The 24,988-nt window shown below is 43.3% G+C and carries 25 protein-coding genes; 18 read left to right on the plus strand and 7 right to left on the minus strand.

The window, feature by feature from the left end; genetic code table 11:
• Nucleotides 1-5: 5 nt before the first annotated feature.
• Genes ACOAOT_RS01530 through ACOAOT_RS01560 form a run of 7 tightly spaced genes read left to right on the plus strand, consistent with a single transcriptional unit; the run spans nt 6 to nt 5,441 of the window.
• On the plus strand, nt 6-314 hold the full coding sequence (locus ACOAOT_RS01530) for a 2Fe-2S ferredoxin (RefSeq protein WP_349667783.1): 309 nt from the start codon (nt 6-8) through the stop codon (nt 312-314).
• Between the two features lie 48 nt (nt 315-362).
• The gene (locus tag ACOAOT_RS01535) at nt 363-1,346 is read left to right on the plus strand and encodes a homocitrate synthase/isopropylmalate synthase family protein (protein ID WP_420215333.1); all 984 of its coding nucleotides are present in this window, start codon (nt 363-365) and stop codon (nt 1,344-1,346) included.
• Nucleotides 1,321-2,142, plus strand: coding sequence for a hydroxymethylglutaryl-CoA lyase-like TIM-barrel protein (locus tag ACOAOT_RS01540; RefSeq protein WP_420215334.1), 822 nt, complete (start codon nt 1,321-1,323; stop codon nt 2,140-2,142). Before ACOAOT_RS01535 ends, ACOAOT_RS01540 begins: the two co-directional genes overlap by 26 nt.
• Nucleotides 2,126-3,520 (plus strand): TCP-1/cpn60 chaperonin family protein, encoded by a 1,395-nt coding sequence (locus ACOAOT_RS01545; RefSeq protein ID WP_420215335.1) that lies wholly within the window; start codon nt 2,126-2,128, stop codon nt 3,518-3,520. Before ACOAOT_RS01540 ends, ACOAOT_RS01545 begins: the two co-directional genes overlap by 17 nt.
• A gap of 1 nt (nt 3,521) precedes the next feature.
• Entirely contained in the window at nt 3,522-3,812 is a 291-nt protein-coding gene (locus ACOAOT_RS01550) for a PqqD family protein (RefSeq protein WP_349667787.1), read from the plus strand.
• Between the two features lie 15 nt (nt 3,813-3,827).
• The gene (locus ACOAOT_RS01555) at nt 3,828-4,439 is read left to right on the plus strand and encodes a Fe-only nitrogenase accessory AnfO family protein (protein ID WP_420215337.1); all 612 of its coding nucleotides are present in this window, start codon (nt 3,828-3,830) and stop codon (nt 4,437-4,439) included.
• A 15-nt stretch (nt 4,440-4,454) separates the two neighbouring features.
• Complete coding sequence (locus tag ACOAOT_RS01560) at nt 4,455-5,441, plus strand: hypothetical protein (RefSeq protein ID WP_420215338.1); 987 nt, start codon at nt 4,455-4,457, stop codon at nt 5,439-5,441.
• A 51-nt stretch (nt 5,442-5,492) separates the two neighbouring features.
• On the opposite strand, the gene ACOAOT_RS01565 is transcribed toward ACOAOT_RS01560, so the two are convergent.
• The 3 genes from ACOAOT_RS01565 to ACOAOT_RS01575 form a co-directional block, all read right to left on the minus strand.
• Nucleotides 5,493-6,944, minus strand: coding sequence for a carbon starvation CstA family protein (locus ACOAOT_RS01565; protein WP_420215339.1), 1,452 nt, complete (start codon nt 6,942-6,944; stop codon nt 5,493-5,495).
• 109 nt (nt 6,945-7,053) lie between these two features.
• The gene (locus ACOAOT_RS01570) at nt 7,054-7,776 is read right to left on the minus strand and encodes a LytR/AlgR family response regulator transcription factor (protein ID WP_420215340.1); all 723 of its coding nucleotides are present in this window, start codon (nt 7,774-7,776) and stop codon (nt 7,054-7,056) included.
• Nucleotides 7,757-9,478 (minus strand): LytS/YhcK type 5TM receptor domain-containing protein, encoded by a 1,722-nt coding sequence (locus ACOAOT_RS01575; RefSeq protein ID WP_420215341.1) that lies wholly within the window; start codon nt 9,476-9,478, stop codon nt 7,757-7,759. Before ACOAOT_RS01575 ends, ACOAOT_RS01570 begins: the two co-directional genes overlap by 20 nt.
• A gap of 173 nt (nt 9,479-9,651) precedes the next feature.
• Between ACOAOT_RS01575 and ACOAOT_RS01580 the strand changes: the two genes are divergently transcribed.
• On the plus strand, nt 9,652-9,987 hold the full coding sequence (locus ACOAOT_RS01580; protein ID WP_420215342.1) for a phage holin family protein: 336 nt from the start codon (nt 9,652-9,654) through the stop codon (nt 9,985-9,987).
• A gap of 63 nt (nt 9,988-10,050) precedes the next feature.
• Here ACOAOT_RS01580 and asrC read toward each other — a convergent pair whose 3' ends face one another.
• The 4 genes from asrC to ACOAOT_RS01600 are packed head-to-tail and all read right to left on the minus strand — an operon-like array spanning nt 10,051 to nt 13,601.
• Nucleotides 10,051-11,013: a sulfite reductase subunit C gene (gene asrC / locus ACOAOT_RS01585; RefSeq protein WP_420215343.1), complete on the minus strand. Its 963-nt coding sequence runs from the start codon at nt 11,011-11,013 to the stop codon at nt 10,051-10,053.
• Nucleotides 11,014-11,028: 15 nt separating this feature from the next.
• Nucleotides 11,029-11,823, minus strand: coding sequence for an anaerobic sulfite reductase subunit AsrB (asrB, locus tag ACOAOT_RS01590; protein ID WP_420215344.1), 795 nt, complete (start codon nt 11,821-11,823; stop codon nt 11,029-11,031).
• Nucleotides 11,813-12,832: an anaerobic sulfite reductase subunit AsrA gene (gene asrA / locus ACOAOT_RS01595; RefSeq protein WP_420215345.1), complete on the minus strand. Its 1,020-nt coding sequence runs from the start codon at nt 12,830-12,832 to the stop codon at nt 11,813-11,815. The genes asrB and asrA overlap by 11 nt, the downstream gene beginning before the upstream one ends.
• 1 nt (nt 12,833) lies before the next feature.
• On the minus strand, nt 12,834-13,601 hold the full coding sequence (locus ACOAOT_RS01600; RefSeq protein WP_420215346.1) for a formate/nitrite transporter family protein: 768 nt from the start codon (nt 13,599-13,601) through the stop codon (nt 12,834-12,836).
• A gap of 189 nt (nt 13,602-13,790) precedes the next feature.
• Here ACOAOT_RS01600 and ACOAOT_RS01605 point away from each other — a divergent pair, with 189 nt between their 5' ends.
• The 10 genes from ACOAOT_RS01605 to ACOAOT_RS01650 all read left to right on the plus strand — a co-directional run bounded on the left by ACOAOT_RS01605 (nt 13,791) and on the right by ACOAOT_RS01650 (nt 24,972).
• Complete coding sequence (locus ACOAOT_RS01605; RefSeq protein ID WP_420215347.1) at nt 13,791-14,801, plus strand: LacI family DNA-binding transcriptional regulator; 1,011 nt, start codon at nt 13,791-13,793, stop codon at nt 14,799-14,801.
• A gap of 4 nt (nt 14,802-14,805) precedes the next feature.
• Nucleotides 14,806-15,813: a LacI family DNA-binding transcriptional regulator gene (locus ACOAOT_RS01610; protein ID WP_420215348.1), complete on the plus strand. Its 1,008-nt coding sequence runs from the start codon at nt 14,806-14,808 to the stop codon at nt 15,811-15,813.
• A gap of 268 nt (nt 15,814-16,081) precedes the next feature.
• Nucleotides 16,082-17,449, plus strand: a complete 1,368-nt coding sequence (locus ACOAOT_RS01615) for an ABC transporter substrate-binding protein (protein WP_420215349.1) — start codon at nt 16,082-16,084, stop codon at nt 17,447-17,449.
• A 23-nt stretch (nt 17,450-17,472) separates the two neighbouring features.
• Nucleotides 17,473-18,456 (plus strand): carbohydrate ABC transporter permease, encoded by a 984-nt coding sequence (locus ACOAOT_RS01620; protein ID WP_420215350.1) that lies wholly within the window; start codon nt 17,473-17,475, stop codon nt 18,454-18,456.
• On the plus strand, nt 18,453-19,298 hold the full coding sequence (locus ACOAOT_RS01625; RefSeq protein ID WP_420215351.1) for a carbohydrate ABC transporter permease: 846 nt from the start codon (nt 18,453-18,455) through the stop codon (nt 19,296-19,298). The genes ACOAOT_RS01620 and ACOAOT_RS01625 overlap by 4 nt, the downstream gene beginning before the upstream one ends.
• Before the next feature lie 44 nt (nt 19,299-19,342).
• Complete coding sequence (locus tag ACOAOT_RS01630; protein ID WP_420215352.1) at nt 19,343-20,371, plus strand: glycoside hydrolase family 130 protein; 1,029 nt, start codon at nt 19,343-19,345, stop codon at nt 20,369-20,371.
• A gap of 13 nt (nt 20,372-20,384) precedes the next feature.
• Nucleotides 20,385-21,557 (plus strand): AGE family epimerase/isomerase, encoded by a 1,173-nt coding sequence (locus ACOAOT_RS01635; protein ID WP_420215353.1) that lies wholly within the window; start codon nt 20,385-20,387, stop codon nt 21,555-21,557.
• The gene (locus tag ACOAOT_RS01640; protein WP_420215354.1) at nt 21,547-22,755 is read left to right on the plus strand and encodes a glycoside hydrolase family 130 protein; all 1,209 of its coding nucleotides are present in this window, start codon (nt 21,547-21,549) and stop codon (nt 22,753-22,755) included. Before ACOAOT_RS01635 ends, ACOAOT_RS01640 begins: the two co-directional genes overlap by 11 nt.
• Nucleotides 22,736-23,779 (plus strand): SGNH/GDSL hydrolase family protein, encoded by a 1,044-nt coding sequence (locus ACOAOT_RS01645; protein ID WP_420215355.1) that lies wholly within the window; start codon nt 22,736-22,738, stop codon nt 23,777-23,779. The genes ACOAOT_RS01640 and ACOAOT_RS01645 overlap by 20 nt, the downstream gene beginning before the upstream one ends.
• On the plus strand, nt 23,776-24,972 hold the full coding sequence (locus tag ACOAOT_RS01650) for an SGNH/GDSL hydrolase family protein (protein WP_420215356.1): 1,197 nt from the start codon (nt 23,776-23,778) through the stop codon (nt 24,970-24,972). The genes ACOAOT_RS01645 and ACOAOT_RS01650 overlap by 4 nt, the downstream gene beginning before the upstream one ends.
• Nucleotides 24,973-24,988: the final 16 nt, after the last annotated feature.

Raw genomic sequence — 24,988 nt, forward strand, 5'->3', positions numbered from 1 at the left:
GAAAGATGGTACAGCCAAAATATCATGTATTTATCTGCACAAGCTGCAGAATTAACGGAACACAAAAAGGGATGTGTTTTCAAAAAGGAGCGGTGGATTTAATCCAGACCTTTATGCAGGAGATTGAAGACAGAGAGATGTCCGGAGAAGTAGTGATCAGCAACACCGGGTGCTTTGGAATCTGTGACAAGGGTCCTGTTGTAGTTGTTTATCCGGAAGGAGTCTGGTACGGCAATGTATCCGGAGACGATGTGGAACGCATTTTTGATGAGCATTTTGAAGGGGGAAAACCTGTACGTGATTTAATGATTTAGTACCTGGAATGACGCAGAAGGGAGCACGGGAAAAAGGAGGGTATGCTGTTGATTAAAATCATTGATGCCACACTGACAATGCTGGAGGAATATCCGTTAAAGAAGGAACTGGTTTACGAGTTTGCAAAGACGTTAGAGAGTCTTTGCATATGGGGAGCTGTGCTGACCCCAAGAGTCTACCAGCTGATGCAGGGCGACTTACCCCAGGGACTCACCTGGTATATGGAACTTCCCAGTCCATCGGAAAGCGGGAAATATCCGGGAATTCATTATTTTCTCTCCTCTTTTTGCGATGGTACTGGAAAGTACATACGCAATATACAGGTCAATGATGTATCAGAGCTAAAAGGGCTGGAAGGTGCCAGAACAGACAGCAGCTTAAGGCTTACTGGGCTGGATGATTTACTCATCTATGAAAGCCGTGATATTTATGAACGGGGAATGAAACTTTTAATCCAGGCTTCCCCCATTCTGTATCCGGAAAATTCCTGCTATTGTGCTTCTGCCATTGCGGCGGATTATTTACAAAATCATCATAACGGAACAGTGATGACCACTTTTACCGGGATTGGAAACAAGGCTGCCACGGAACAGGTTATTCTGGCCATGAGAGTGGTGGAGCGATTTAAACCCAACAACAGCTTTGAGAAGCTGGCAGACTTACGCAGTCTCTTTGAAACCATAACAAATACTCAGATACCGGGTCATACGCCTGTTATCGGTAGAAAGATCTTTTATATAGAATCCGGGCTGCATGTGGATGGGGTTTTGAAAAAACCATCCAATTACGAGTCCTTTCCTCCGGAACTTGTGGGAGCATCCAGAAAGGTGATTCTGGGAAAGCATTCCGGTGGTACGTCCATAAGGTATAAGCTGAAACAGTATCACATGGAAGATTGTTATCCGGTGGAGCATCTTCTGGAAAAGGTAAAACGGCTCAGTATTAAAAAGGGCGGGGAAGTAACTGATGAAGAGTTTTTAACAATGATGAGTGAGTGTGATAAGTATGAAAAGGCGAATCAAAATAGTTGATACCACTCTTCGGGATGGCGAACAGTGCCCAGGTATCGTATTCTCTCCTTCTGACAAGGTACGTCTGGCTTTGTTTCTGGATCGTATTGGTGTTTCTGAAATTGAAGCGGGGATCTACGACGTGGGGACAGAGGGCGTTCATTATATCAGCGAAATCATGAAAAAGAAAAAGCAGGCCGTCATCTCTCTCTGGTCTAAATTAAACCCTGGAAATGTGGAAGAATCAGCCAGGCAGAAACCGGATTTAATTCATATCGGCACTCCGGTGTCCTACGCGCAGATTTACAATAAGTTAGGAAAAAATAAAAAATGGATAGAAAATTCCCTGCAGGAATGTATTGAGGTTGCCAGGAATTATAACATACCAATTACTGTAGGTCTGGAAGATGCCTCAAGAGCAGATGTGGCATTTTTAGTCTCTTTAATCCGTCTGATGAAACAGCAGGGAGTGGAGACCATTCGACTTGCAGATACAGTTGGTGTGTTGTTTCCCAGGCGGGCAGGGGAGCTGGTGCGGGAAATAAAGCAGACAGGAATTATGATTGAGGTTCATGAACATAATGACTTTGGAATGGCAGTGGCCAATTCCATGGTTATGGCACTTTCAGGAGCAGATATGGTAGATGGAACGCTGCTTGGAATTGGAGAACGGGCAGGAAATTGCAACCTGTATGAATTTGTCCATAGTGCAGCCCGTAAATTTGATCTAAGTGTCAGCAGCCAGGACATAAAAAAAGGGGAAAATCTTTTAAAATCCATAATGAATGGAGGAAAGAGAAATGATTCGGAAGATTAAATTTGAAGATGGCAGAAAAAAACTGGCAGAAGGAATTTTAAGTCTCTGCCGCGTTCTTTCCCTGGAAGGACAGGTGCTGGTAAATGGAACTTTCAGCTTTTCTGCTGCGGAGGTGGCAGGAAAACTTGAGGGTAGCGATCTATATTTCAACCAGGGAATCCGCCTTTGTGCAGCCGCCATTAGTGAGATCAATCAGACAGCAGGCTGCGGAACCGGAGAGTCAGCCCGTCTGACGGCGGAGCTTTTGGCATATTGTGAAAGAAAATCGGCATCTGGAATCAGCCCGGTACTTCTGGCCAGGGAGTTGAAAGCAGCAGCGAAAACCCTGGAAGACTTTGTTCGTGAAAACGCCATTCCCCTGTCTGATGCAGGCGGGGATCTGGTGGAAGCCATCACCAAAGACCGGGAGACTGCCCAAATGGTGGTGGATGGCACCAACGTGGGAGAAGTGGTTGTAAAAGATTCCATGTTCGGGAAAACAAAGCTTGAAATCACCAGAGGAATGCGTCTTGATGGCGGTTTGACAGTGGGGGAAGAAGGAACCGTATCCGATCCGCTTGTTCTGATTGTAAAAAATCCAATCACTTCCTTTTCAAGCATCTATCCTCTTCTTCAGAAGGCTCAACAGCAGAATTTATTCATTCTGGCTGACGGGATAGAGGGGGAGGCTCTGACTCTTTTGAATACAAATGTAAAGCAGAACCGCATTCACGTAAGAGCCATGAAGGCACCGGGAATTGGCAGGAGAAAAGAGGATCTTTTGGAGGACGCTGCGGTATATACGGATACGGTGGTTTTTGACGGCATTTACCCATGCACAATGGAAGAAGTATCTCCGGCCATGCTGGGACGGGCAAAGGCGGTGACAGCGGCTGGTTCCTACACAATTATAAAAGGAAATACGGATAACAGCCGGATTTGCAAACGAATTGAGGCAATAGAAGAACGGATTCGGGATCCGAAAACCAATTATTATGACAAGCAGAAGCTAAGAGAAAGAATTGCCGGATTAACAGGCTGTGCACCTGTAATCTATGCAGGCGGGTACACCACAGCAGAGGCAAAGGAAGAGAAACGGAGAATCGAATCTGCGGTGGCCTACTATCAGACCATGAAACAGTATGGAATATTAAAAAAAGAGGTTTTAAATAACGTTCCAGTGGGATCAGAAGCTGAGCGGTTCCTGACAGAGTCCATGAAGCAAAGCTTTAAAAAAGAGGAAATCAGCGCATATTTACTGATCCTGATGATTCAAAAAATATGCGGACTGATTGTCATGTGGCTGACAACCGGAGCAGTTATGGTGAGTACCGGATATGACAGAGAAGACTTAGAGCTGATTAAGGGCGGAGTGGATATAGAAAGGTTAAGGGGCTAATATGAACATCAGGAAAGTGAAGCTGAAGCCTGGATTTGCATTAATGGAACTGGGAGGGGAATTTTGTATTTTTGATGAAAGAGACAGCCAGAATGGTTCCTTAGACGGCCTGCCGTCGGTAAATGAGATCTGCATCTTCTTGTGGAACAGCCTGGAAAGGGGGGCAGGAGTGGATGAACTGATCACACTTTTGTCCGAGGAAAAAAATATCGATGAAGAAGACGCAAGACTTGAGCTGGAGGAATTTCTTGCAAAGCTGATCAATGGAAATGTAGTTGAAATTGATGGGTAAAGGAGGAACGGGCAGATGGAAAAAATAGCGGTGATCAGCAAAGATCAAAAACTGGTTCCTTTTTTGTATTGCAACCTGGTAGAAATATATGAAAAAGAGGGGACACAGTGGCAGGCGGTTCGGACTGCTTCCTTTTCTCCCATAAAAGGGAATTCAGTGGAGGAACTGAGAAAAGAAACGGAAGCAGTCCTGACTCTCACAGAGGATGCAAAAGCCATTCTGTGCAAAGAGCTTTCAGGAATTCCTTTTTCGGTATTCAACCAGAAGGGATATTGCATCTTTTGTGCAGAGATGGCTGATCAGGACACATTAGACGGAATGGTAAAGGATATGGAAGACAGCGATGAAAAACGAAGAAGGAAAGAAGAGATGATTAAGAATGCAGGACCTGTGGAAACCCAGACGCCTGGAATCTATTTTCTTGATTTGGCACAGCTTCAAAAGGAGTGCCCGGAGATTTCCTCTAAAAAGGCACTATTACCTTTTTTTTCCAACACTCCGTTTTTAGAGCTGCAGCTTGTCTGTGCACACATACCACCATGGCTGGAAACAGATGCTTCCTATGAAAAAAAGATCCGGAAAGAAGAGGGCGGATTACATATAACGGTAACCAGAAAACAGTGTTAGCAGGAGGGAAAAGCGATGCAAAATTATATGGTTTTAGACCCGAAGACACTTCAGACTCCTTACGGAATTCTGGGTGGAGTGGATTCCTTTCTCTGCCATCCAAACGGAGAGCTTTTGGGAGTGAGCCTGTCGGAAAAGAATATGATCATCACTCAGGCAGGAGAGCTGATTCCAGCTTATACGGAAAATGGAAGAAGAAAAAAGAAGCCGTCAGTGGAGTTTGACAGGCAGGGAATGGTGGTCAGTGTGGCACTGGAAGAACAGCAGGAGGTTCTTACTCCCATTGGGGAGCTCCCAGTGGAACTGATTAAATTCTATCCGACTGGAGAAATACACCGGGTATTTATACTGGATGGGCAGATAAGCGGCTTCTGGACGGAGGAAGATGAGCGAAAGCTTAACATTTCCCTGACCTTTGATCTTGAATTCACGGAATTTCAGGCAATGATCAATGGTCTGTGTTTTTATAAGAGTGGAGACATTAAAAGCATCACATTATTTCCGGGAGAAAAGGCTTCCATACGGACTCCAATGGGAATGGTGGAAACGAAAGTGGGGCTGTCCTTATATGAGTCGGGGAATCTAAAATCAGTAGAACCGGCAGATCCTGTGCTGTTATCCACTCCCATCGGGAGGATTACCGCTTACGATCCGGATCAGATCGGAATCAATGCAGACAGCAATTCTCTGTCATTTACCGAAAATGGAGAAATTAAGGCTCTTACAACCTGCGATCACTCCATCTATGTACAGACAGAGGATGAAGTGATGAGAAAATATTCTCCCCATATAAAGCCTCATCCGCTCTACGATGAGGTACTTACTGTATCCGGAATAAAAGTAGAGTTTCTGGCAGAATCAGGGGAAGTATTAATTGAAAAAGACAGATATAATCTGGAATCATGCGGATTTACCATAGAGCCTTTTGTACGGCCCGGAATGCACTGCAGCCCTTCTGACTGCGCAAACTGTTCCCTGTGCAATAAAGCAATGAGGGAATGAAATACGGAACTGCCAGGGCTGGACACCCGGGCAGTTCCGTATTTTTAATGCTTAGTCTGATTTTGCTGCAGCATACTCTGTCTCACAGGAGGAAGCAGTGGCATGCCTGCCCTTTCCAAGAACAGTCGTATAGAAAAAGGTCCCAAAACAGGCAGCTGCAAAAATTATTCCAATGGGATAAGCAATGGCGGTGGATATCTGAAGTCCTTCCTTTGCCATCAGTATGTAAGTACAGGAGACTGCGGACATAAAAGTTGCAGGAAGCACTGTAATCCAGTAAAAGCGTTTTTTACGGAAGAGATAAACGCTTGCAGTCCATAATGCGATCATTGCCAGTGTCTGGTTGCTCCAGGAGAAGTATCTCCATACGATCTGAACATCAAACTGAGTCAGAACAGAGCCAACTGCCAGAAGCGGTATGGTAAGGAGCAGGCGGTTTTTCGCCGGTTTCTGGTCAAGCTTAAACCAGTCCGCCAAAGTCAGACGTGCACTCCGGTAAGCCGTATCTGCAGAAGAGATGGGGCATGCGATAACTCCAATCATGGCTATAACAGCACCTACGGGTCCAAGAAGCTGAAAGCAGATTTCATAAACAACGCTGGACTGCCCATTTCCAAGTGCCGTTAAAAGACCGCCGGTTCCGTCATAAAAAGCAACTCCAGCTGCAGCCCAGATGAGCGCAATCACACCTTCTGCGACCATGGCTCCATAAAATACCTTTCGTCCATCTGCCTCATTGGTAAGACAGCGGGCCATCAAAGGGGACTGTGTGGCATGAAATCCCGATATGGCGCCGCAGGCAACAGAGATAAACATGGTGGGCCAGATTGGTGTCCCGGCCGGGTGAAGATTGGCCAGGGTGATTTCCGGAATGTGGTATCCTTTAAAAAGAATGGCTCCGCCAACACCAAGTGCCATTACTATCAGGCAGATTCCAAAGAACGGATAAATCTTTCCGATCACCTTATCAATAGGGACAAAGGTGGCAATAAAATAATAGACCAGTACAACAATGAGCCAGAATCTGGAATCCAGTACATGTGGTGTCAGCATCGCTAAGAGATTTGCCGGCCCGGTAGAAAAGGTTACACCCACCAATACAAGAAGAATTACTGAAAATACCCGCATAATCTGCTTCATGGCAGTGCCAAGATAGGAACCGGTCAGTTCTGATACACTGGCTCCCTTATGCCGCATGGACATCATACCTATCATATAATCGTGTACACCGCCCCCTAAAAGAGTACCGAAGGTGATCCATAAAAATACACTGGGTCCCCAGCAGGCTCCTGCAAGTGCACCGAAGATGGGACCCAGGCCTGCTATATTTAACAGCTGTATTAAAAAGATGCGTGGGGTCCCCATGGGAACGTAGTCATTTCCATCCGTCATGGAAAGAGCTGGTGTTACTCTGTCATCAGGTCCAAAAACTTTTTCTGTGATTTTGCTGTAGAAGAAGAAACCTGCAATCAGCAGCAACAGACATAAAAAGAAACTTATCATTTGCCTACCTCCTATTATTAAAACATCTCATTACCACCAATTATAATGAAATATGCACAATAATAAATGAAAAATGTATGAAAAGGAGGTATTTGTGCATAAACAGCAGCTAGACACCAATGATCTGCTTAAACTGTTTGATCTTTTCTCTTCCTACGGGCAGAATCTCTTTTTCGAACCCCTGCATTTTAACAGCCATACTGTTATTTGCCCATGGAAACATTTCGGATATGTAATTTAAGTTGATCAGATAACTTTTGTGAATCCGGTAAAATCCACAGGAAGAAAGGCGTTTCTCATATTCACCTAACAGCTGGTTCTCCGTATAATCCCTGGAAACGGTATGGATAATGCAGCTTCGGCAGCAGGTTTCTATGTACACGATCTGCCTGATATCAAGCAGTATAATGGTTCTGTTGACATTAATTGGAAACTTATGTGCTGGGAGACATAAATCGTTTTTCAAAGAATGATCCAAATCCTGTCTGCATTTTTCCAGAATGCAGCGTAACCGTTCCGGATCAAAGGGTTTTAAAATATAGTTGTTTACACCCAGCTCAAATGCCTGGACTGCATATTGGGAAAATGCTGTTGCAAAGATGATCTGGGCATGAGGCATCATTCTCCTTGCGGCAGCTGCCAGTGTGGTTCCATCCATATCATTTAAACTAATATCCAGAAAGAGAATATCAAAATAATGATGGCCAAATAATTCAAGGGCTGCATTACCACTGTCTCCTTCCATAATCTCGCTGTCAGGAAGGAAGGATAAAATCTGGTGGATCAGTTCTTTACGCGCAGGACGTTCATCATCAATCACAGCAATTTTCATAATTGAATCCCCCTTCATATTTTGATTCTGGAGAGACCGGAATGGTAAAAAAGATGTGAGATCCGGAATCAGAACTTTCAATATGAAGTCCGTGCTCCTGTCCATAAATGCTTTTTAGCCGTTTATGGACATTTTCCAGTCCCACTCCCCCGTAATGCTCTCCTTCATACAGATGCTTAATGACTGTTTCTGGAATTCCGGGTCCTTTATCGGAAACGGAGATCTTTATAAATGCTCCCTCCATACAGGCGCAGATGGATACATAGCGATTGGCGCTTTTATCAAAACCATAGCGGATTGCATTTTCCACTAAGGGCTGAAGTATGAAGGCCGGAATCAGGCAGTTTGTCTTTTCGTCTGTTATTATTTCTATATGGAGCTTTTCTTCAAATCTGGCTTTTTCCAGCTCCAGATAGCTGGTAATATGCTGAAGTTCCGTTTTTAGTGTGTGCATGTAGGAATTGTGCTCCAGTGTCTGCCTGTAATAGGAAGACAAAGTAAGAAGCAGTTCTCTTGCTCTGTCCGGATTGTCCCGGCAGACGTAGGAGATGGTATTGAGAGAATTATAAAGGAAATGGGGATTGACCTGAGACTGCAGCGCTTTTAATTCTGCCTTACGCCTTAATTTTTTCTGGTATTCCAGTTCAGACAGCTCAAACTGAGTGGAAAAAAGCCTTGCAAGTTCCGAGGCAAAATTTAAATCGGACTGGGACTGTTGCCAGTGCTTTTTTATTATCATGGTCAGACTTCCCATAACCTGATTCATTTCTATAATGGGAGCAGCCACAATAATATGGTTTTTTAAAATGGAATAAAGTGGTTCCCCTTTTCTGGCATAATGAAAAATGGTTGGTTTCCTGTCGTGTATAGACTTAAGTATTGGGAGAAGAACCGTATCCTCATTCATATCCTTCAGTTCCAGATTGGCTTTCCTGCTTATTATTTTTTCGGTATCTGTTATAAGTATGGCGGCGCAGCTGGTGGACTGAAAAATAATTTCAGCAGCAGCCTGCATATCCTTTATACTGTATAAACCTTTGCGAAGATGGGGAAGACTCTGCTCCACGATTCCAAGAGCCAGCCGCATCCGTTCAGCAAACTGACTGTCTTCCTCCAAAAACACCATGTTAAAAGTGCCTAGAAATACTAACATTCCAAGTGCGTTCATGGTCATCATGGGGAGTGAGATCAGCTTTACAAGCTGGACAGCTGCAGAAAAGGGCCGTGAAATAAGCAGAATGATCATCATCTGAAGAAATTCTACAAAAACTGTAAGAATAAAAACACTGGAGCTGCCCATTTTTCCGGACTTAAACCGGCTGGAGAACAAAGAGCCTGCAAGCCCCTCAACCAGAGTAGAGACAGCACAGGCTGCAGCGGTAAATCCACCAACGTCAAACAGATAACGGTGGATCCCTCCAATTAAGGCAGCACCCATTCCCACATATGGGCCGCCCAAAAGGCCGGCAGCCAGCACTCCGATTACCCGTGTGTTGACAATTGCTCCCTGGGTGCGAACCCCTGTGTAAGTTGATATAATGCTGATTAAACCAAATAAGATGGCAAGCATGATTCCGCAGCCGGCGGAATGCATATCATAAAGGAGCATGCTCCTTACAATGGGGATTTTGGTAAGAAGGGTAGCGATCAGAACCAGAAGACCGATATTTAAAAGAAGACTGAAAAACATAGCACTTGACATAAGTTTCCCCCTTATACTGGCTGTTAAAATTCTGTTATAATTATAACAGATATTTTATAGAAATACAGTGGGAGTCATGGAAGATAGAAAGTAACTTGCATTTATAGTCAGGAATCATATATAATTGAGTATCAGGAACTGATGCAGGCAAAATAGTATTTATTGGAGGTAAAATGATGAAATTATTTATTAAGTATATATCAATTGTATTAGCCATATATCTGATGTCGTTTGTATTCAACTCGGTTTATATTGGAAGTATAGGCGCACTGCTTATTATGGGCATGGTACTTTTGCTTGTGAACCTGATCATAAAACCGTTTCTTATGCTGATCACATTACCCGCTAATTTGCTGACGTTAGGCTTATTCAGCTTTATTGTAAATGCGTGGACGATCATGATTGCCGATTCCCTTGTTGAAAATATAAGTATGGGCGGCTTTTTTAATTCGCTGATTGCCGCTTTTATAATTACTATTTTAAATAATCTGTTTCAGGATAAAGATTAATTAACAGAATAAAAGCATGACCTGAACCTCCAGTACGGGTTTAAGTCATGCTTTTATCGTTTTCTAATATTTGACGCCCTTCCAGTAAAGCGGCTTATAAACATTTGCTTCTTCCGGCAAAGTCACATCCTTCATTGCCCAACGGTAGAATTCTTCAAATCCGGTCCGGTCCACAATATATCCGATGTGTTCCTTTCCGCCGGGAGCGGTGGTATCAATGTATTTTGTCACATAATCATAGGTGTTTAAAATAATTTTTAAAATGCTGTCCTCATCGGCCCATTTGATGAAATCCTCGCCCAAACGGGGATTTTTCTTTCCGGTACGTCCAAGCAGAGTGAGACGGTAAAATTTCTCCTGACTTCTGGTCCAGGCTCTGGTGGGGCAGGCAAGTACACATTCTCCACAGCCGATGCAGGTTTCATGATTACGGGATACCTTACAGTTTACGGTTTCCAGAGCTCCGGTAGATTTCCGTTTGCACGCTTTTACGCAGGCGCCGCAGTTGACACAGCGGTCTGCATCGTAGTGGGGGAGTGTCATTCCCATAATGCCGAAATCATGCATCCGCACCTTGGCACAGTCGTTGGGGCAGCCGGTTAATGCGACCTTAAAATGGAGATTGTTTGGGAAAATGGCTTTCTCTATTTTCTTTGCAAAATCCGCCGTATTATAGCAGGCATAAGGGCAGACATTGTTGCCGATGCATGCGGTTATATTTCTTGTTCCGGCAGCGCTGTAGCCCTCTCCCGATTTTTCCTGGTTAATACCCAGTCCTTCAATAATTGGCTGCAGGAGAGCATTGACCTTTGGAATATCCGCAAATGGGATTCCAGGAATCTCGAAACCCTGTCTGGAGGTAATGTGTACAGTGCCATTGCCGTAAGTATCAGCAATATTCTGAATCATAGATAAAAATCTGGCTTCCAGATAACCGCCTGGAACCCGGACGCGGGAGGCTGTAAGACCTCTGTGTTTCGTAACCCGGAAAGCATTTTTTTTCAGTTCCTTTGTGTTAATATCCATTAGACGTTCCCCTTTCTAATCCAAGAGTTTGCGGCCTTTGGTAAATGGAAAGACAGGTCCGTCCAGGCACACATAGGTGTCATCAATTTTACAGTGTCCGCATTTGCCGATTCCGCAGCACATTTTCCGTTCATGGGATATCCAGATATTTTCTTCCAACAGTCCAATATCAAGAAGTCCCTGAGTGGTAAAGCGCATCATGGCTGGAGGCCCCACCACAATTGCAGTGGTTTCTTCTTTGTTTTTCAGCTTTAATTTTGGTATATACTGGGTGACCAGTCCGATCTGGCAGGCTGTGTCATCATCTGCACAATCCACGGTCAGAATGACTTCCATTGCCTGCTTCCATTTGCCGAAGTTCTCCAGAAAGAGAATGTCTTTGGGCGTCTTAAATCCGGCGATGAGTGTCATGCCCTTTGTTTCTTCCATATGACTGGAAAAATAATCAACCACACCCTTCACAGGAGAAAGTCCGGTTCCGCCTGCTATGACCAGAAGCTCTTTCCCCCGGAAATTCTCTATATCAAATCCATTACCGTAAGGCCCTCTTAAAAACAGGCTGTCTCCCTGATAACGTTCAAAGATTTCTCCTGTCACCTTACCTACCCGGCGAATTGTTAAATCCACGGAATCCTCCCGGATGCCGCTGACAGAAATGGGCGCTTCTCCGAACTTGGGAATGGAAACCTCAAAAAACTGACCCGGTTTTACGTCTCCATGATAAGCCATGCGGAATGTGTATTCAATGTCCGTATGGCGGATTACCTCCTTGATTTCAGAACGGAAAGGAAGATATTCGTTATGATTCATTTCCATTTACCTCCTTCATGGCATCCTCCAGCTGATTGATGCAGTGGGAAAATGAGATGTACTCCGGGCACACGTCGTCGCACCGGCCGCAGCCTACGCACATATGAATACCATTGCGCTTCTTGTAGTCAAATACTTTGTGAAGAACCTTAAAGCGCATGCGCTGTCCGTTATTCTGGCGATAGCTTCCGCCTCCTGCTACATCAGGAAAACCATCTGTCATACAGGAAGCCCATACTCTGCGGCGTTCTCCGGCTTTGCCATTATCGGTATAGAAAATATCCTGCATGGTAAAACAGGTACAGGTTGGGCATACAAAATTACACCGTCCGCAGTTAATGCAGCGGCTGTCATATTGTTTCCACATGGATGACTTCATAACATCTAAGGAAAGAGAATCAGGGATGTTGACCTGTGTTTCAGTCCCGGTTACGTAAAAAGGGGTTACATCTGCCTGTTTTGAACAGTTGGCAGCAAATAACTCATCCCATTCCGGATTTTTATTATCAATTCTCACTCCGTCTTCCCACAGTTCCATGGAAGCATGGTAGTCGTCTGTACGATTGGTACCCATATCAACACAGAAGCAGCTCTCAAAGGATTCTTTGCACCCCATAAGTACAAATTTCACCCGGTCCCGAAGACGTTTATAATAAGGGTCTTCAGCCCCGTTATGGAGATACATGGTATCTAAGCGTTTCACCCCGTGAAGATCGCAGCTTCGCAGAAAAATAATTGCCTGCTTCACAGGGGCTTCCGGTTCCTTTACCGAATCTTCCGTAAAATAAAATAAGGTCTCTGAGATGGGAAGAAGTATTTCTTTAAAAGAAAAGTCTGACTTCTGGTCAAATACGATTTCGTCAATGGACTGGATTTCTCCGTAGTGAACAGAGTCTGTATCGGAAAAAGCACCACCATTTTTCTTCAGCACGGGAGCATAGATGACGGAATCCTTTTTCCAGTTTTGAAATACTTGGTTGACCTCTTTTGTATTAAGGATATATCCCATGCTAAGCCTCCTTTTTTCCGGAAATCAGATAATAGGGAACAGCAGTAAATAAAATTCCGCCTGCCATATTGCCAAGAGTTACAACCAGAATATTGTAAAAATATCCGGAAAGGGAAACAGCCGCACCGTTAGGACTTAAGACTCCCACCGTAAGCAGTGTCATGTTTGCAATGCTGTGCTCATAGCCGCTTGTTATAAACGCAAAAAGACACCAGAACACCATGATTAATTTTCCGCTTTCTGATTTGCAGCGGAAGCTGCACCAGATAGCAAGGCAAACTAAGATGTTGCAGAGAACCGCTCTGAAAAAGAGAGGAATGAGGGGGATTGCCATTTTTGCAGCAGCGGCATTTGCCATAAATTCCCCTACTGGCCCTTTTGCCAGCCCGGCACCCCAGAAAATAAGTGCAAGAAGAATGGAACCGGCCCAGTTTCCAAGTAAACAGACCACCCACAGTTTAACAGTCTCCGAAAATGTGACCGTACCGCTGAACATTCCGCCTGCCATTACTAAATTATTGCCGGTAAACAGTTCTGCTCCTGCCATAACAACAAGGCTGAGGGCGATGCCAAAGGATGCACCCATAATAATCTTGACGTAAGGCTGACTGGAAATCATCCCTCCGGCGGAGAAGATCAATAGAATTCCAAAACCCACATAAATACCTGCCAGCATGGCCGCAACCCAGTATCCAACAGGATTCTTTTTCAGAAACTTTGATTTGTTTTCCGCCGCTTTTGCTAACATTGAATATTCTTCCTGAAACATAAACAACCTCCTTTGTTTATTTTTTATCAAACTACCCACAAAACAAGTATAATCAATAATTAAAATAAATTCCGTGATCTAAATCACGGTTGCAGGTTATTTTAATACAAGTCTCGTTGACCTTAGGCAAACTTAATGTTAAAATTAATCTGATTTTAATTAAAATTAAGCATAGAAGCAGGTAATTAAATGGAAAAAAAAGTTACAATGCAAATGATTGCTCAACGGGCTGGTGTTAGTGTGGTAACTGTATCAAATGTGCTCTCTGGAAAGAAAGGGGCAAGTGATCAGGTGCGCAATCTGATCTTTGCTTTGGCAGAGGAAACCGGATATCGTAAAAGTGCACCGAAACCACAGGATGATGGGCAGACATATCGCTTCGGAGTTTTGATTGCTGAACGCTATGTAAAAGAATATCCTTCGTTTTATATGCATATATACAAAGAAATTGCGCAGGAGGCGGCCAAACGGGACTGTATCACAATTTTGGATGTAATTGATGAAACCTGTGAACGCATTGCAGATCCGGTTTATCTATTTCCAGATGCTGAAATAGATGGACTTTTGATTATTGGTGAGATGGCCTCTTTGTTCGTGGATTTAGTCAGGGAAAATTCAAAGGTGCCTGTAGTGGGTGTGGATTTTTATGATGTGGATAAAGATATGGATTTTATCATTGCGGACAGTTTCAGGGGAATGCAGAAGGCAACGGAAAGATTAATTGAATGCGGTCATAAGGATATTGTATTTCTTGGAACACCCAGGGCGACAAACAGTATTATGGACCGGTATATGGGTTATTGTAAAGCAATGTTACTGAACCATATTGATCATACCAGCCTGATCTGTGACCGCAGCGTGGATGAATATGGCTCTTTAATCGATTTTGATCTACCTTCACAGCTGCCAGCCGCATTTGTTTGTAATTGTGAAAGAAGTACTGCCTTACTAATTGAGAAACTGAGGGAAAAAGGCGTGAGAATTCCGGAGGATGTATCAATCGTAGCATTTGACCGTTTTTTGGATGAATATCCGGATGGGCTGAAAGTGACAACGTATGAAATTGATGAGAAAGTATTGGCACGGATCAGTGTTAACACACTTTTAAAAAGAATCAAAGGAAAAGGCAAGAGCTTTGGTATCCGAATGGTGGATGGGGTTATAAAAGAAGGAAATACCGTAAAAAGAAGGGGTAGGTAAGTCTTTGGCAAGAATAGTGACGTTAAAAGATATTGCAAACGAATTAGGGACAAGTATTGTGACGGCATCAAATGCTCTTTCCGGCAAGAAGGGAGTCAGCGAAGCAGTTAGAGCTCAGGTTATTGAAAAGGCAAGAGAGCTGGGCTATGACAATACAAAGCAGAATAAAATCCCACAAGGAAAAGTTACAATAGGTGTGATTGTATCAGAGCAGTATATTGGTATTGGAACCTCTTTTTATTGGACAATGTATCAGCAGGCTGTCTGGGCTGCCTCCACACACAAAGCGCTTACAACGCTTGAAATTATCAGTACTGACCAGGAAAAGAAGCTTGAACCGCCTCGCCTGGCTGCAGACGAAGCAATTGACGGTCTTATTGTGATCGGAAAACTGGAAAAAATATATCTGGATTGTATACTTAAAGTGCTGAAGGTTCCCGTGGTTCTATTGGATTTCAGATGTGAGGAATCCGGCTGTTCCTCTGTTATGTCCAACAATTATATAGGAATGTATAAAATGACGCGGTATCTGTTAAAGAAGGGACATCGCAGCATCGGATATGTGGGGGAAGTAGAAACAAACGAAAACCTATGTGACCGTTATTTCGGCTATCGAAAAGTAATGGAAGAGTGGGGAGTACAAGTGAATCAGGAGTGGGTGATTGCAGATCCGCAGGTTGTCAGCCAAAAGGCAGCGATATCGCTGCCCAAAACCCTGCCCACAGCATTTGTGTGCTGCAATGATTACGTCGCAGGGTTTCTCTATGACAGACTTTCCCAGTTGGGATATCGCGTTCCGGAAGATATATCGCTGGTAGGATACGATAATTACCTGTACGGGCATTCCCTGGCAAAGAAGCTTACAACTTATAATGTTGATATGAAAGAGATGGCCTCTGCTGCAGTAAAAATGCTTTTAAAAAAGGCAAATGGAAAGTCGGATTATTATAAAATAGTATATTTGGACAGTCAAATTGTGGAAAGGGATAGTGTAAAAAGCATAATAGTATAATTCTAAAAAGGGTGGCAGTGTGCCGCTCTTTTTTTATTTCCCAATAATAAAATTAACTTAAATTAAAAATACTTAAATTTAAGTTAATTTATATACAAAATAGTGGGAATGTAGATAATGGTAATATGTATTGTGTATAGAAATAATATATAAAAATGTGATATTTAAACAAAAATATATGAAAAATCAAAATAAACTTGTGGTTAAAATACAAATATGCTAAGATTAATTTAAGTTAAAAAAGATTAAATAATTGGGAGGTTTTATCATGAGGGTAAGATATGGGAAACGACTTCTGGCAATTGTTCTTGCCGGAACATTAACCGCTTCACTGGCGGCCTGCAATAAAAAAGTGGAAAGCAGAGCAGATAAGGCAGACATAGCAGTTACATTTGATCAGATTAAGCTGGGAGAGCATAAAGACTTAAAGGCAAATTTAAAATTTCTGACCCATAAAACAGACATTGTTGACACGACGTTTAAAGAGTATGTTTCAGAGTTTCAAAAAATGTATCCAAACATTAGTATTGAATATGAGGGGATAACCAATTATGCCAATGATATCACCACCCGGCTGACTACGGGAGACTGGGGAGATATCTGTATGATTCCGGTCACGGTAGATAAGAATGAACTTAAGAATTATTTTGTTACCTTTGGGAATTTAGATGAGATGTCAAAAGAATATACCATGCTGTTTAATTACAGCTATGACAACAAGGTATATGGACTTCCATCCATGGGTAATACTCAGGGGATTGTTTACAACAAGAGGATATTTGAAGAGGCTGGGGTGAAAGAGATTCCTAAAACCCCGGATGAATTTTTGGACGCTCTTTCGAAGATAAAAGAGCATACAGATGCAATTCCGCTGTATACAAATTTTGCAGCCGGTTGGACCATGACAGCCTGGGATGCTTACATAGATGCATGTGCTACCGGGCAGGCGGATTTTGCACATGAAGGACGTGTTAAGGGAAAAAATCCATTTGCCGACAGGGGGGACCAGACCGGACCTTACGCCGTATATAATTTGCTTTACGAGGCAGTTTCAAGAGGGCTAACAGAGGAAGACCCCACCACTACAGACTGGGAAGGAAGCAAGGCCCGTTTAAACAAGGGAGAAATTGCCTGTATGGCACTTGGTTCATGGTCTATCGCCCAGATGAAGGCTGCGGCAGAGCATGGGGATGATGTGGCATATATGCCATTCCCTATTTCTGTTAACGGAAAACAGTATACATCCGTATCACCCGATTATAATTACGGGATCAACTGCAACAGCTCAGCAGACAATCAGCTTGCCGCAATGCTGTATGTCAAATGGCTCATAGATAAGTCAGGCTTTGAAGTGAGCCAGGGTGGAATTCCGATTAAAGTAAATGCCCAGTTGCCGGACTTTTTGAAAGACTTTGACGGAGTGGGGCTTCTATATGATTTACCCACACCAGCAGGTGAAGAAACCCTTGGGAATGATGTGAACAATGAATCAGAGCTGGGAGTGAATGTATCCGGCGGTCTGGCTAAAGCTGTGGTAGAAGCAGCAATTAATGGTCAGCCAGGAATGAAAGAGCTGGCTGCGGAGTGGGATGAAAAATGGACGGCTGCACAGGAGAAATGCGGAATTACTCATTGACAGACAGCAAAAGGGGAGACGATATGAACACAAAAAGAGCACCATTTAATTTTTTTAAGTGGATTCAGTCGGGAAAAGTAAACCGCAGGCTGTGTATGGTTACGTTCATGCTCACACCGCTCTTATTACTTCTGGTTTTTACATATATTCCTTTTGTAAAGATGTTTCAATTCAGCTTTTATGATATGAAATACATCGGAGAACGGAAATTCGTAGGTCTTAAAAATTATTCAGAAGTATTTTCCAGAAAGGATTGCTTTCAGGCATTAAAGCTGAGCGGTTACTATATCGCTGCCTCCTTCGTACAGTTGGGAATTGCTTTGTGGTTCGCCTCTGTTTTAAGCTTCCGGGTAAAAGGCGGCAGTCTGTATAAAGGGTTCTTGTTTTTTCCATACCTTGTTTGCGGAATCGCAGTAGGTTTTATATTCAAATTCTTCTATACCAGGGGATTTGTGCTGGACACAGTTCTTCAGTGGATCGGATTTGATCTGCAATCTCTGCCTTATTGGCTGAAAGATAAGAAAATCAATAACATTTCAATCACCGCCACCTCCGTGTGGCGGTACACGGGGCAGAACATGGTTCTGTTTATCGGTGCCATAATGTCTGTTGACAGTACACTTTACGAGGCGGCGGCGATTGATGGAGCAACTGGGTGGAATAAGTTCCGATATATTATTTTGCCCAGTATAAAAACAATTATTGTTCTGAATATGATACTGTCCATTACCGGTTCACTCAGCGTTTTTGAGCCGCCTTATGTTATAACAGGCGGTGAGTTTGGAACTGGAACCTATTTTGTCATTATGAATAAGCTGGCCCATGAAAGCCAGAAGGTAGGTCTGGCTTCCGCTATGGCAATCGTACTCTTTGTATTAATTCTGGTGGCCACGCTGCTTCAGAAAGCGGGAGAGTGGTATTTTCTGGGAGTTGGTGATCGGGAGCCAATACGGACCATAAGAAGGCAGAAGCGGATCGTGAAGCAGGCAGAGGAGGGCGGCAGATGAGGAAGCTCAATTTAAAGAAAATTCTTTGGACAATTGTAAAATATACAACATTGATCCTAGGTTCTGTCATTTCCGTGCTTCCGGTTATTGTTTGTGTAATCACCGCTTTCAAAACGCCGGAAGAATATGCGACTACCAGTGTTATGACTCTTCCGGACAGCTGGTTCTATCTAAATAATTTCATAGAGGCATGGCAGAAAGCAAATATGGGAGTGGCTTTTCGGAATTCGCTAATCATTCTGGTGTGCGTGCTGGCTGGTTCTGTGCTGACAGGATCTATGCTGGCTTATATTTTAAGCCGGTTCAAGTTTCCCGGGAATGGTTTAATCCGCAGCCTTTTTTTGTTTGCTTCCCTGCTTCCCGGAATTGCCATGCAGGTGTCCGTATATCAGATTATGTATAGCCTGGGCTGGATTAACAGCCTGGCGGGATACATGATCCTGATGTGCGGTACTGATGTCATGTCCATTTATATTTTCATTCAGTACTTTGAAAATATACCCGTATCCCTGGATGAATCGGCTATTATGGATGGCTGCACCTATTTTGGAGTGTTTTTTCGGGTGCTCCTGCCCCTTCTGAAACCGGCGATCATTACCGTGATGATTTTAAAAGGAGTGGGAACTTATAATGAATACTATGCAGCAAATCTTTATCTTCAGGATAAAAACAGGCTGGTGACAGTGGCGACGTCTCTGTTTAAATTCACGGGACCTCTTGGAAACCAGTACAATTATATTTGTGCAGGAGTCATTATAACGATGATCCCTGCCTTGACTGTCTTTATCCTGTGTCAAAAACAGATTTACAGTGGCCTGACGCAGGGAGCCGTCAAGGCATAAACAGGAACTGGAATCATTGTAATACATAAATGGAGGAAACGATCATGAGTGAAGTAAGAATAATTGGATCACACGTTCCGAATATGCCGTGGCAGGAAAGACAGGAGGGAGCAAAAAAGTGGATGCCTGTGTGGAGATATGATAAAAATCCCATCATTAAGCGGAATCCACTGGAGGGGGTAGCCCGTATTTTCAACAGTGCTGTGATTCCTTATGAGAATGAATTTATGGGAGTGTTCAGGGGAGAACAGACAAATGGAGTTCCTTTTATATATCTGGGACACAGCGCAGATGGGATTTCCTGGGAGTTTGAACGTGAAAAAATACAGTTTGTGGATGAGAATGGAGAACCGTTCATGCCTGTTTACGCATATGACCCACGGCTTGTAAAAGTAGAAGAAACTTATTATCTCATGTGGTGTCAGGACTGTTACGGCGCTTCCATTGGGATGGCACGGACCAGGGATTTTAAGACATTTACAAGAATTGAAAATCCTTTTTTGCCTTTTAACAGAAATGCAGTCCTTTTCCCCAGAAAGATCAGAGGAAACTTCATGATGTTTTCCAGACCCAGTGACAGCGGCCATACGCCCTTTGGTGATATTTACATTTCGGAGAGTCCCGATCTGATCTATTGGGGAAAACACAGGCATGTAATGGGGAAAACAGGAGACAGCTGGTGGGAGAATGTGAAGATCGGGGGCGGAGCGGCTCCGATTGAAACCACAGAGGGCTGGTTATTGTTTTACCATGGAGTAACAGGGACCTGCAATGGTTTTGTGTACAGCATAGGCGGAGCAATCCTGGATATTGACAATCCCTCCATCGTGAAATACCGCTGCAGGAATTTTCTTCTCACACCGGAAGAATGGTATGAGGAGCGGGGATTTGTACCCAATGTGACCTTTCCCTGCGCAACAATACATGATTCAGAAACCGGCAGGATTGCAATTTATTACGGAGCGGCTGACAGCTACGTAGGCCTGGCATTTACAACCGTTCAGGAAGTGGCGGCCTATATAAAAGAACATAGTTGGGTTACGGAAAGTGATACAGAAATAGGATTGCGCTAGAGGAGATAAGCATATGTTAGCGGAGGAAATGAAACAGCATCTCACAAGGGATATCATTCCCTTCTGGGAGAAACTTGAGGATAAGGAGTTTGGTGGCTTTTACGGATATATGGGATATGATTTAAAGGTCCATAAGAAGGCGGTAAAGGGATGTATACTAAACAGCCGTATCCTCTGGTTCTTTTCAAATGCGTATCTGCTTTTACAAGAAGACAGTCTCCTTTTTTATGCCAGCCATGCCTATTCATTTCTCAAAGATCAATGTCTGGATAAAGAAAACGGAGGGGTGTACTGGTCCGTGACATTTGACGGACATCCGGAAGAAAAAGTTAAGCACACATATAATCAGGCATTTGCGATTTATGCACTGTCGTCCTATTATGATGCTTCGGGAGACGAAGAAGCGCTGGATCTTGCAAAGGCTCTCTTTAAATTGGTAGAGACAAAATGTGCCGATGAATACGGTTATCAGGAAGCCTTTGATGAAGCATTTCATATCATTGATAACGAAAAACTTTCGGAAAATGGAATTGTTGCAGATAAGACAATGAATACTTTGCTTCATGTATTTGAAGCTTACACGGAGCTTTTTCGGGTGAGCAAAGATCTATATGTAGCAGAGCGGATGCGTTTTATTCTCGATACATTTGCAGAACGTGTCTATAATCGGGAGACTGGACATCAGGAGGTATTTTTTGACCGGAAGTGGAATTCTTTAATTGACCTATATTCATACGGTCATGATATTGAGACCGCATGGCTAATTGACAGGGGCTGTGAGATTCTGGGAGATAACAATTACAAGAATAAGCTGGGGGTAATCACAAAAGAAATAACTGCAAATATTTATAACAGAGCCTATGTGGACTCCTCGCTTATGAACGAGTGCTTAAACGGGATAAATGATACCACAAGAGTCTGGTGGGTTCAGGCGGAGGCTGTAGTTGGTTTTTTAAATGGATATGAAAAGAACCATAAGGAACACCAGTATTTGGAAGCTGCAAACTCTGTATGGAACTACATAAAAACGTACTTGATTGATCGACGCACCGGATCGGAATGGTACTGGGCACTTGATCAGGATAGAATTCCGTTAAGCAGGCCCATTGTGGAGCCGTGGAAATGTCCGTACCATAATGGAAGAATGTGTTTTGAGGTAATAAGGAGGGCAAAGCATGATTCATAGCAGATATTATACAGAGCTTGACAAATACAACCAGCTGATAAAGAAAAAAAACAAAAAAAGCGGATTTTATAATGGTATTATTGACCGATATGAAAATCCGGTACTGACGAGAAATCATGCACCACTTATCTGGAGATACGATCTTGATGCAGAAAGAAATCCTTTTTTTATGGAACGTCTTGGCATAAATGCAGTGATGAATTCTGGTGCAATTGAAATAAATAATAAATTTTATCTGGTAGCAAGGGTTGAGGGAAATGACAGAAAATCTTTTTTTGCTGTGGCAGAAAGCATCAGCGGAATTGATGAATTCCAATTTTGGGATTATCCCGTTTTACTTCCCGATACCTGCCCGGAAGAAACCAATGTTTACGATATGCGGCTGACAAAGCACCAGGATGGTTTTATTTACGGCGTCTTCTGCTCTGAAAGTAAGGACACAAAAAGCAGTGATTTGTCTGCGGCAGTCGCCGTGGCAGGAATTGTAAGAACAAAAGATCTAAAAACCTGGGAACGCCTTGATAACCTGACCACTCTGCATTCGCCACAGCAGAGAAATGTAGTTTTGCATCCAGAATTTGTAAATGGAAAGTATGCATTTTATACCAGGCCAATGGATGGCTTTATTGAGACGGGCAGCGGTGGAGGAATCGGGTTCGGACTCTGTGAAAATATAGCACATGCCGTGATTGAGGAGGAGAAAATTATCAGCCATCGGGTCTACCATACGTTGACAGAAGTGAAAAACGGCGCTGGTGCAGTTCCTATTAAGGGAAAGAAAAGCTGGATTCATATTGCTCATGGAGTGCGCAATACAGCAGCAGGACTTCGCTATGTACTTTATGTTTTTGCAACGGATCTAAATGACCCATCCAAAGTGATTGCCCAACCATCTGGTCTGTTTCTGGCGCCGTTAGGAATGGAACGGGTGGGGGATGTATCAAATGTAGTGTTTACCAATGGTGCAATTGCCAGGGAAAATGGTGAAGTTTACCTGTATTATGCTTCCTGCGACACACGTATGCATGTGGCAACTACTACAATAGATCAATTAGAGGATTATGCATTTCATACGCCAGAGGATCCCCTTCGCTCCTCAGATTGCGTATTACAAAGATACCGGATTATACATGACAATTTAAAATTATTAAAAGATAAAGGTGAAAAGGGAGCTGTTTATGAAAATCAATTTGGATGATCGTAAGCTCCGCTACAGCGGACGAATCGACAATACGGACCCCAGTCGCCCGGTATTTATCTTTCCAGCCAGCTCTCTCTCCTTTACCTTTCTAGGAACAGGGGCATCAGTTGTCATAGATAATCAAAGAGCCTATTGGGATAACTATATAGGAATCATTGTGGATGGAGTACAAAGAAAAGAACGGCTTGCGGATACAGGAAGCAGAAAAATCGTTCTGGCTGAGAACCTGGAGGAGAAGGAACACCGTATTATGATATTCAAACGTCAGGATTCCTGCCATATATTTACAATCCAGGAACTGACTCTGACCGGAACAGGAAATTTGACGGATAGTCTGGTAAGACCAGTGCGCAGGATTGAAGTCTACGGAGATTCCGTTTCTGCAGGAGAGGTGTCAGAGGCAACCGCGTATGCCGGAAAGGCAGACCCCTGGCACAGCGGAGAGTACTCTAACAGCTGGTATTCATTTGGCTGGATAGCAGCCAGAAAATTAAAGGCTGAAATCCATATTATAGCACAGGGAGGAATCGCCCTGAAAAACGGAACCGGCTGGTTCTTAGCACCTCAGTATCTGGGGATGGAAAACGTCTGGGATAAAGTACATTATAATCCTCAGCTTGGATCCGTCATGGATTGGGATTTCCATAAGTATATTCCCCATGTGGTAATTGTGGCAATTGGACAAAATGACAATAATCCTGAAGATTACATGAAGGCGGATATAGAAGGGGAAAAAGCTCAGCTCTGGCGGTTAACTTATAAAACCTGGATACAGAAAATCCGGGAAAAGTATCCGAAGGCGCTCATTATTCTTTCAACTACCATATTGGAGCATAATGGGAATTGGGATACTTCTATTGGCAGGGTGTGCCGTGAACTTAAGGATGACAAAATTGTTCATTTTCTATACTCAAAAAATGGTGTGGGGACTCCTGGTCACATACGTATCATGGAGGCGGAGCAGATGGCAGATGAGCTATGTGCATTTATAGAAAGTGTATCGGAGGGTGTCTGGGAATGAATGGAAAATTAATTGATGATGGAACGCTAATATCCGGCATGGAGGCTGTGACGGATCAGGAAATAGCAGATAACAGTGTGTACAGTAAGGGAAATCTGTCGCGTCTCATAAATGTTTTTAAGAAAGCATATAGAGGGGAGTCAGTGACAATTTCTTATCTGGGCGGTTCTATTACCAATGGTTCCAGCGCAGATCCCAAAGAGACCAATTGTTTCGCATACCGAACTACTCAGTGGTGGAAGAAAACGTTTCCTAATGCAAAGATTAACTATGTCAATGCCGGTATTGGAGCCACGGATTCCTATCTTGGTGTCCATCGCGTTGCGCAAGATGTACTTTTTAAGAATCCTGATCTGGTGGTTGTCGAATTTAGTGTAAACGACTATCGCAGCCATAATCAGGAGAGCTATGAAAGTTTATTGCGGAGAATACTTAAGTACAAGACAAAGCCTGCAGTAGTGGCCTTGTGCCTGACCCAGTTTTCACAGGAAGGCCAATGCATTAATTACAGCCAGTACCATAAAATAATCGCAGATCATTATAACGTCTCCGTAATCAGCTATGGAGACGTAGTGGGGCCAAGGCTTGAAAATGGAACGTTACAGTGGAACCAGTTAGGTCCTTCCAATGACTTCACACATCCCAATAATGCTGGACATAAGATCATATCACGGTGTTTGAACTGCTTCTACCAAAAGGTACTGGAGGAGATGAAGAGTCAAAGTGACGGCGATTTCGGTATCTATGAGATGCCGGAAGATACTCTGACTGAATCCAGATATGAAAATGGTGAAATTCTGGATCATCGTTCCGGCAGCAAGGCTGGCATTTCCATATCAGGCAGCAATGTGTCCAGGGTCACGGTAGAAAATGCTCAGTTCCCATATGGGTGGCAGACTGACACGGGGGCAGATATTACAGTTACAATTGAAAATGCCACCAACATTGGACTGATTTATTATGGAGGAATGGAAAAGAGCTATGGGATTTTTGATGTGTATGTGGATGACCGGTATATCGATACGATCGATACATATTTTTATGGAAGCTGGGGAAGCCATGCGGATTACAAGCTGCTTCTGACAAATGGAACCACAGGTCAACATACGGTACGTATCATGAAAAATGAGTATAGCCAGGGAAATAAATTTATCATTTTGGGATTTACCGTATCAAGGAGCTGTTATGAATAAGCGCCAGAAAGAGAAT

The sequence above is a fragment of the Lacrimispora struthionigena genome (assembly GCF_048627165.1).
Lineage (GTDB): Bacteria > Bacillota > Clostridia > Lachnospirales > Lachnospiraceae > Lacrimispora.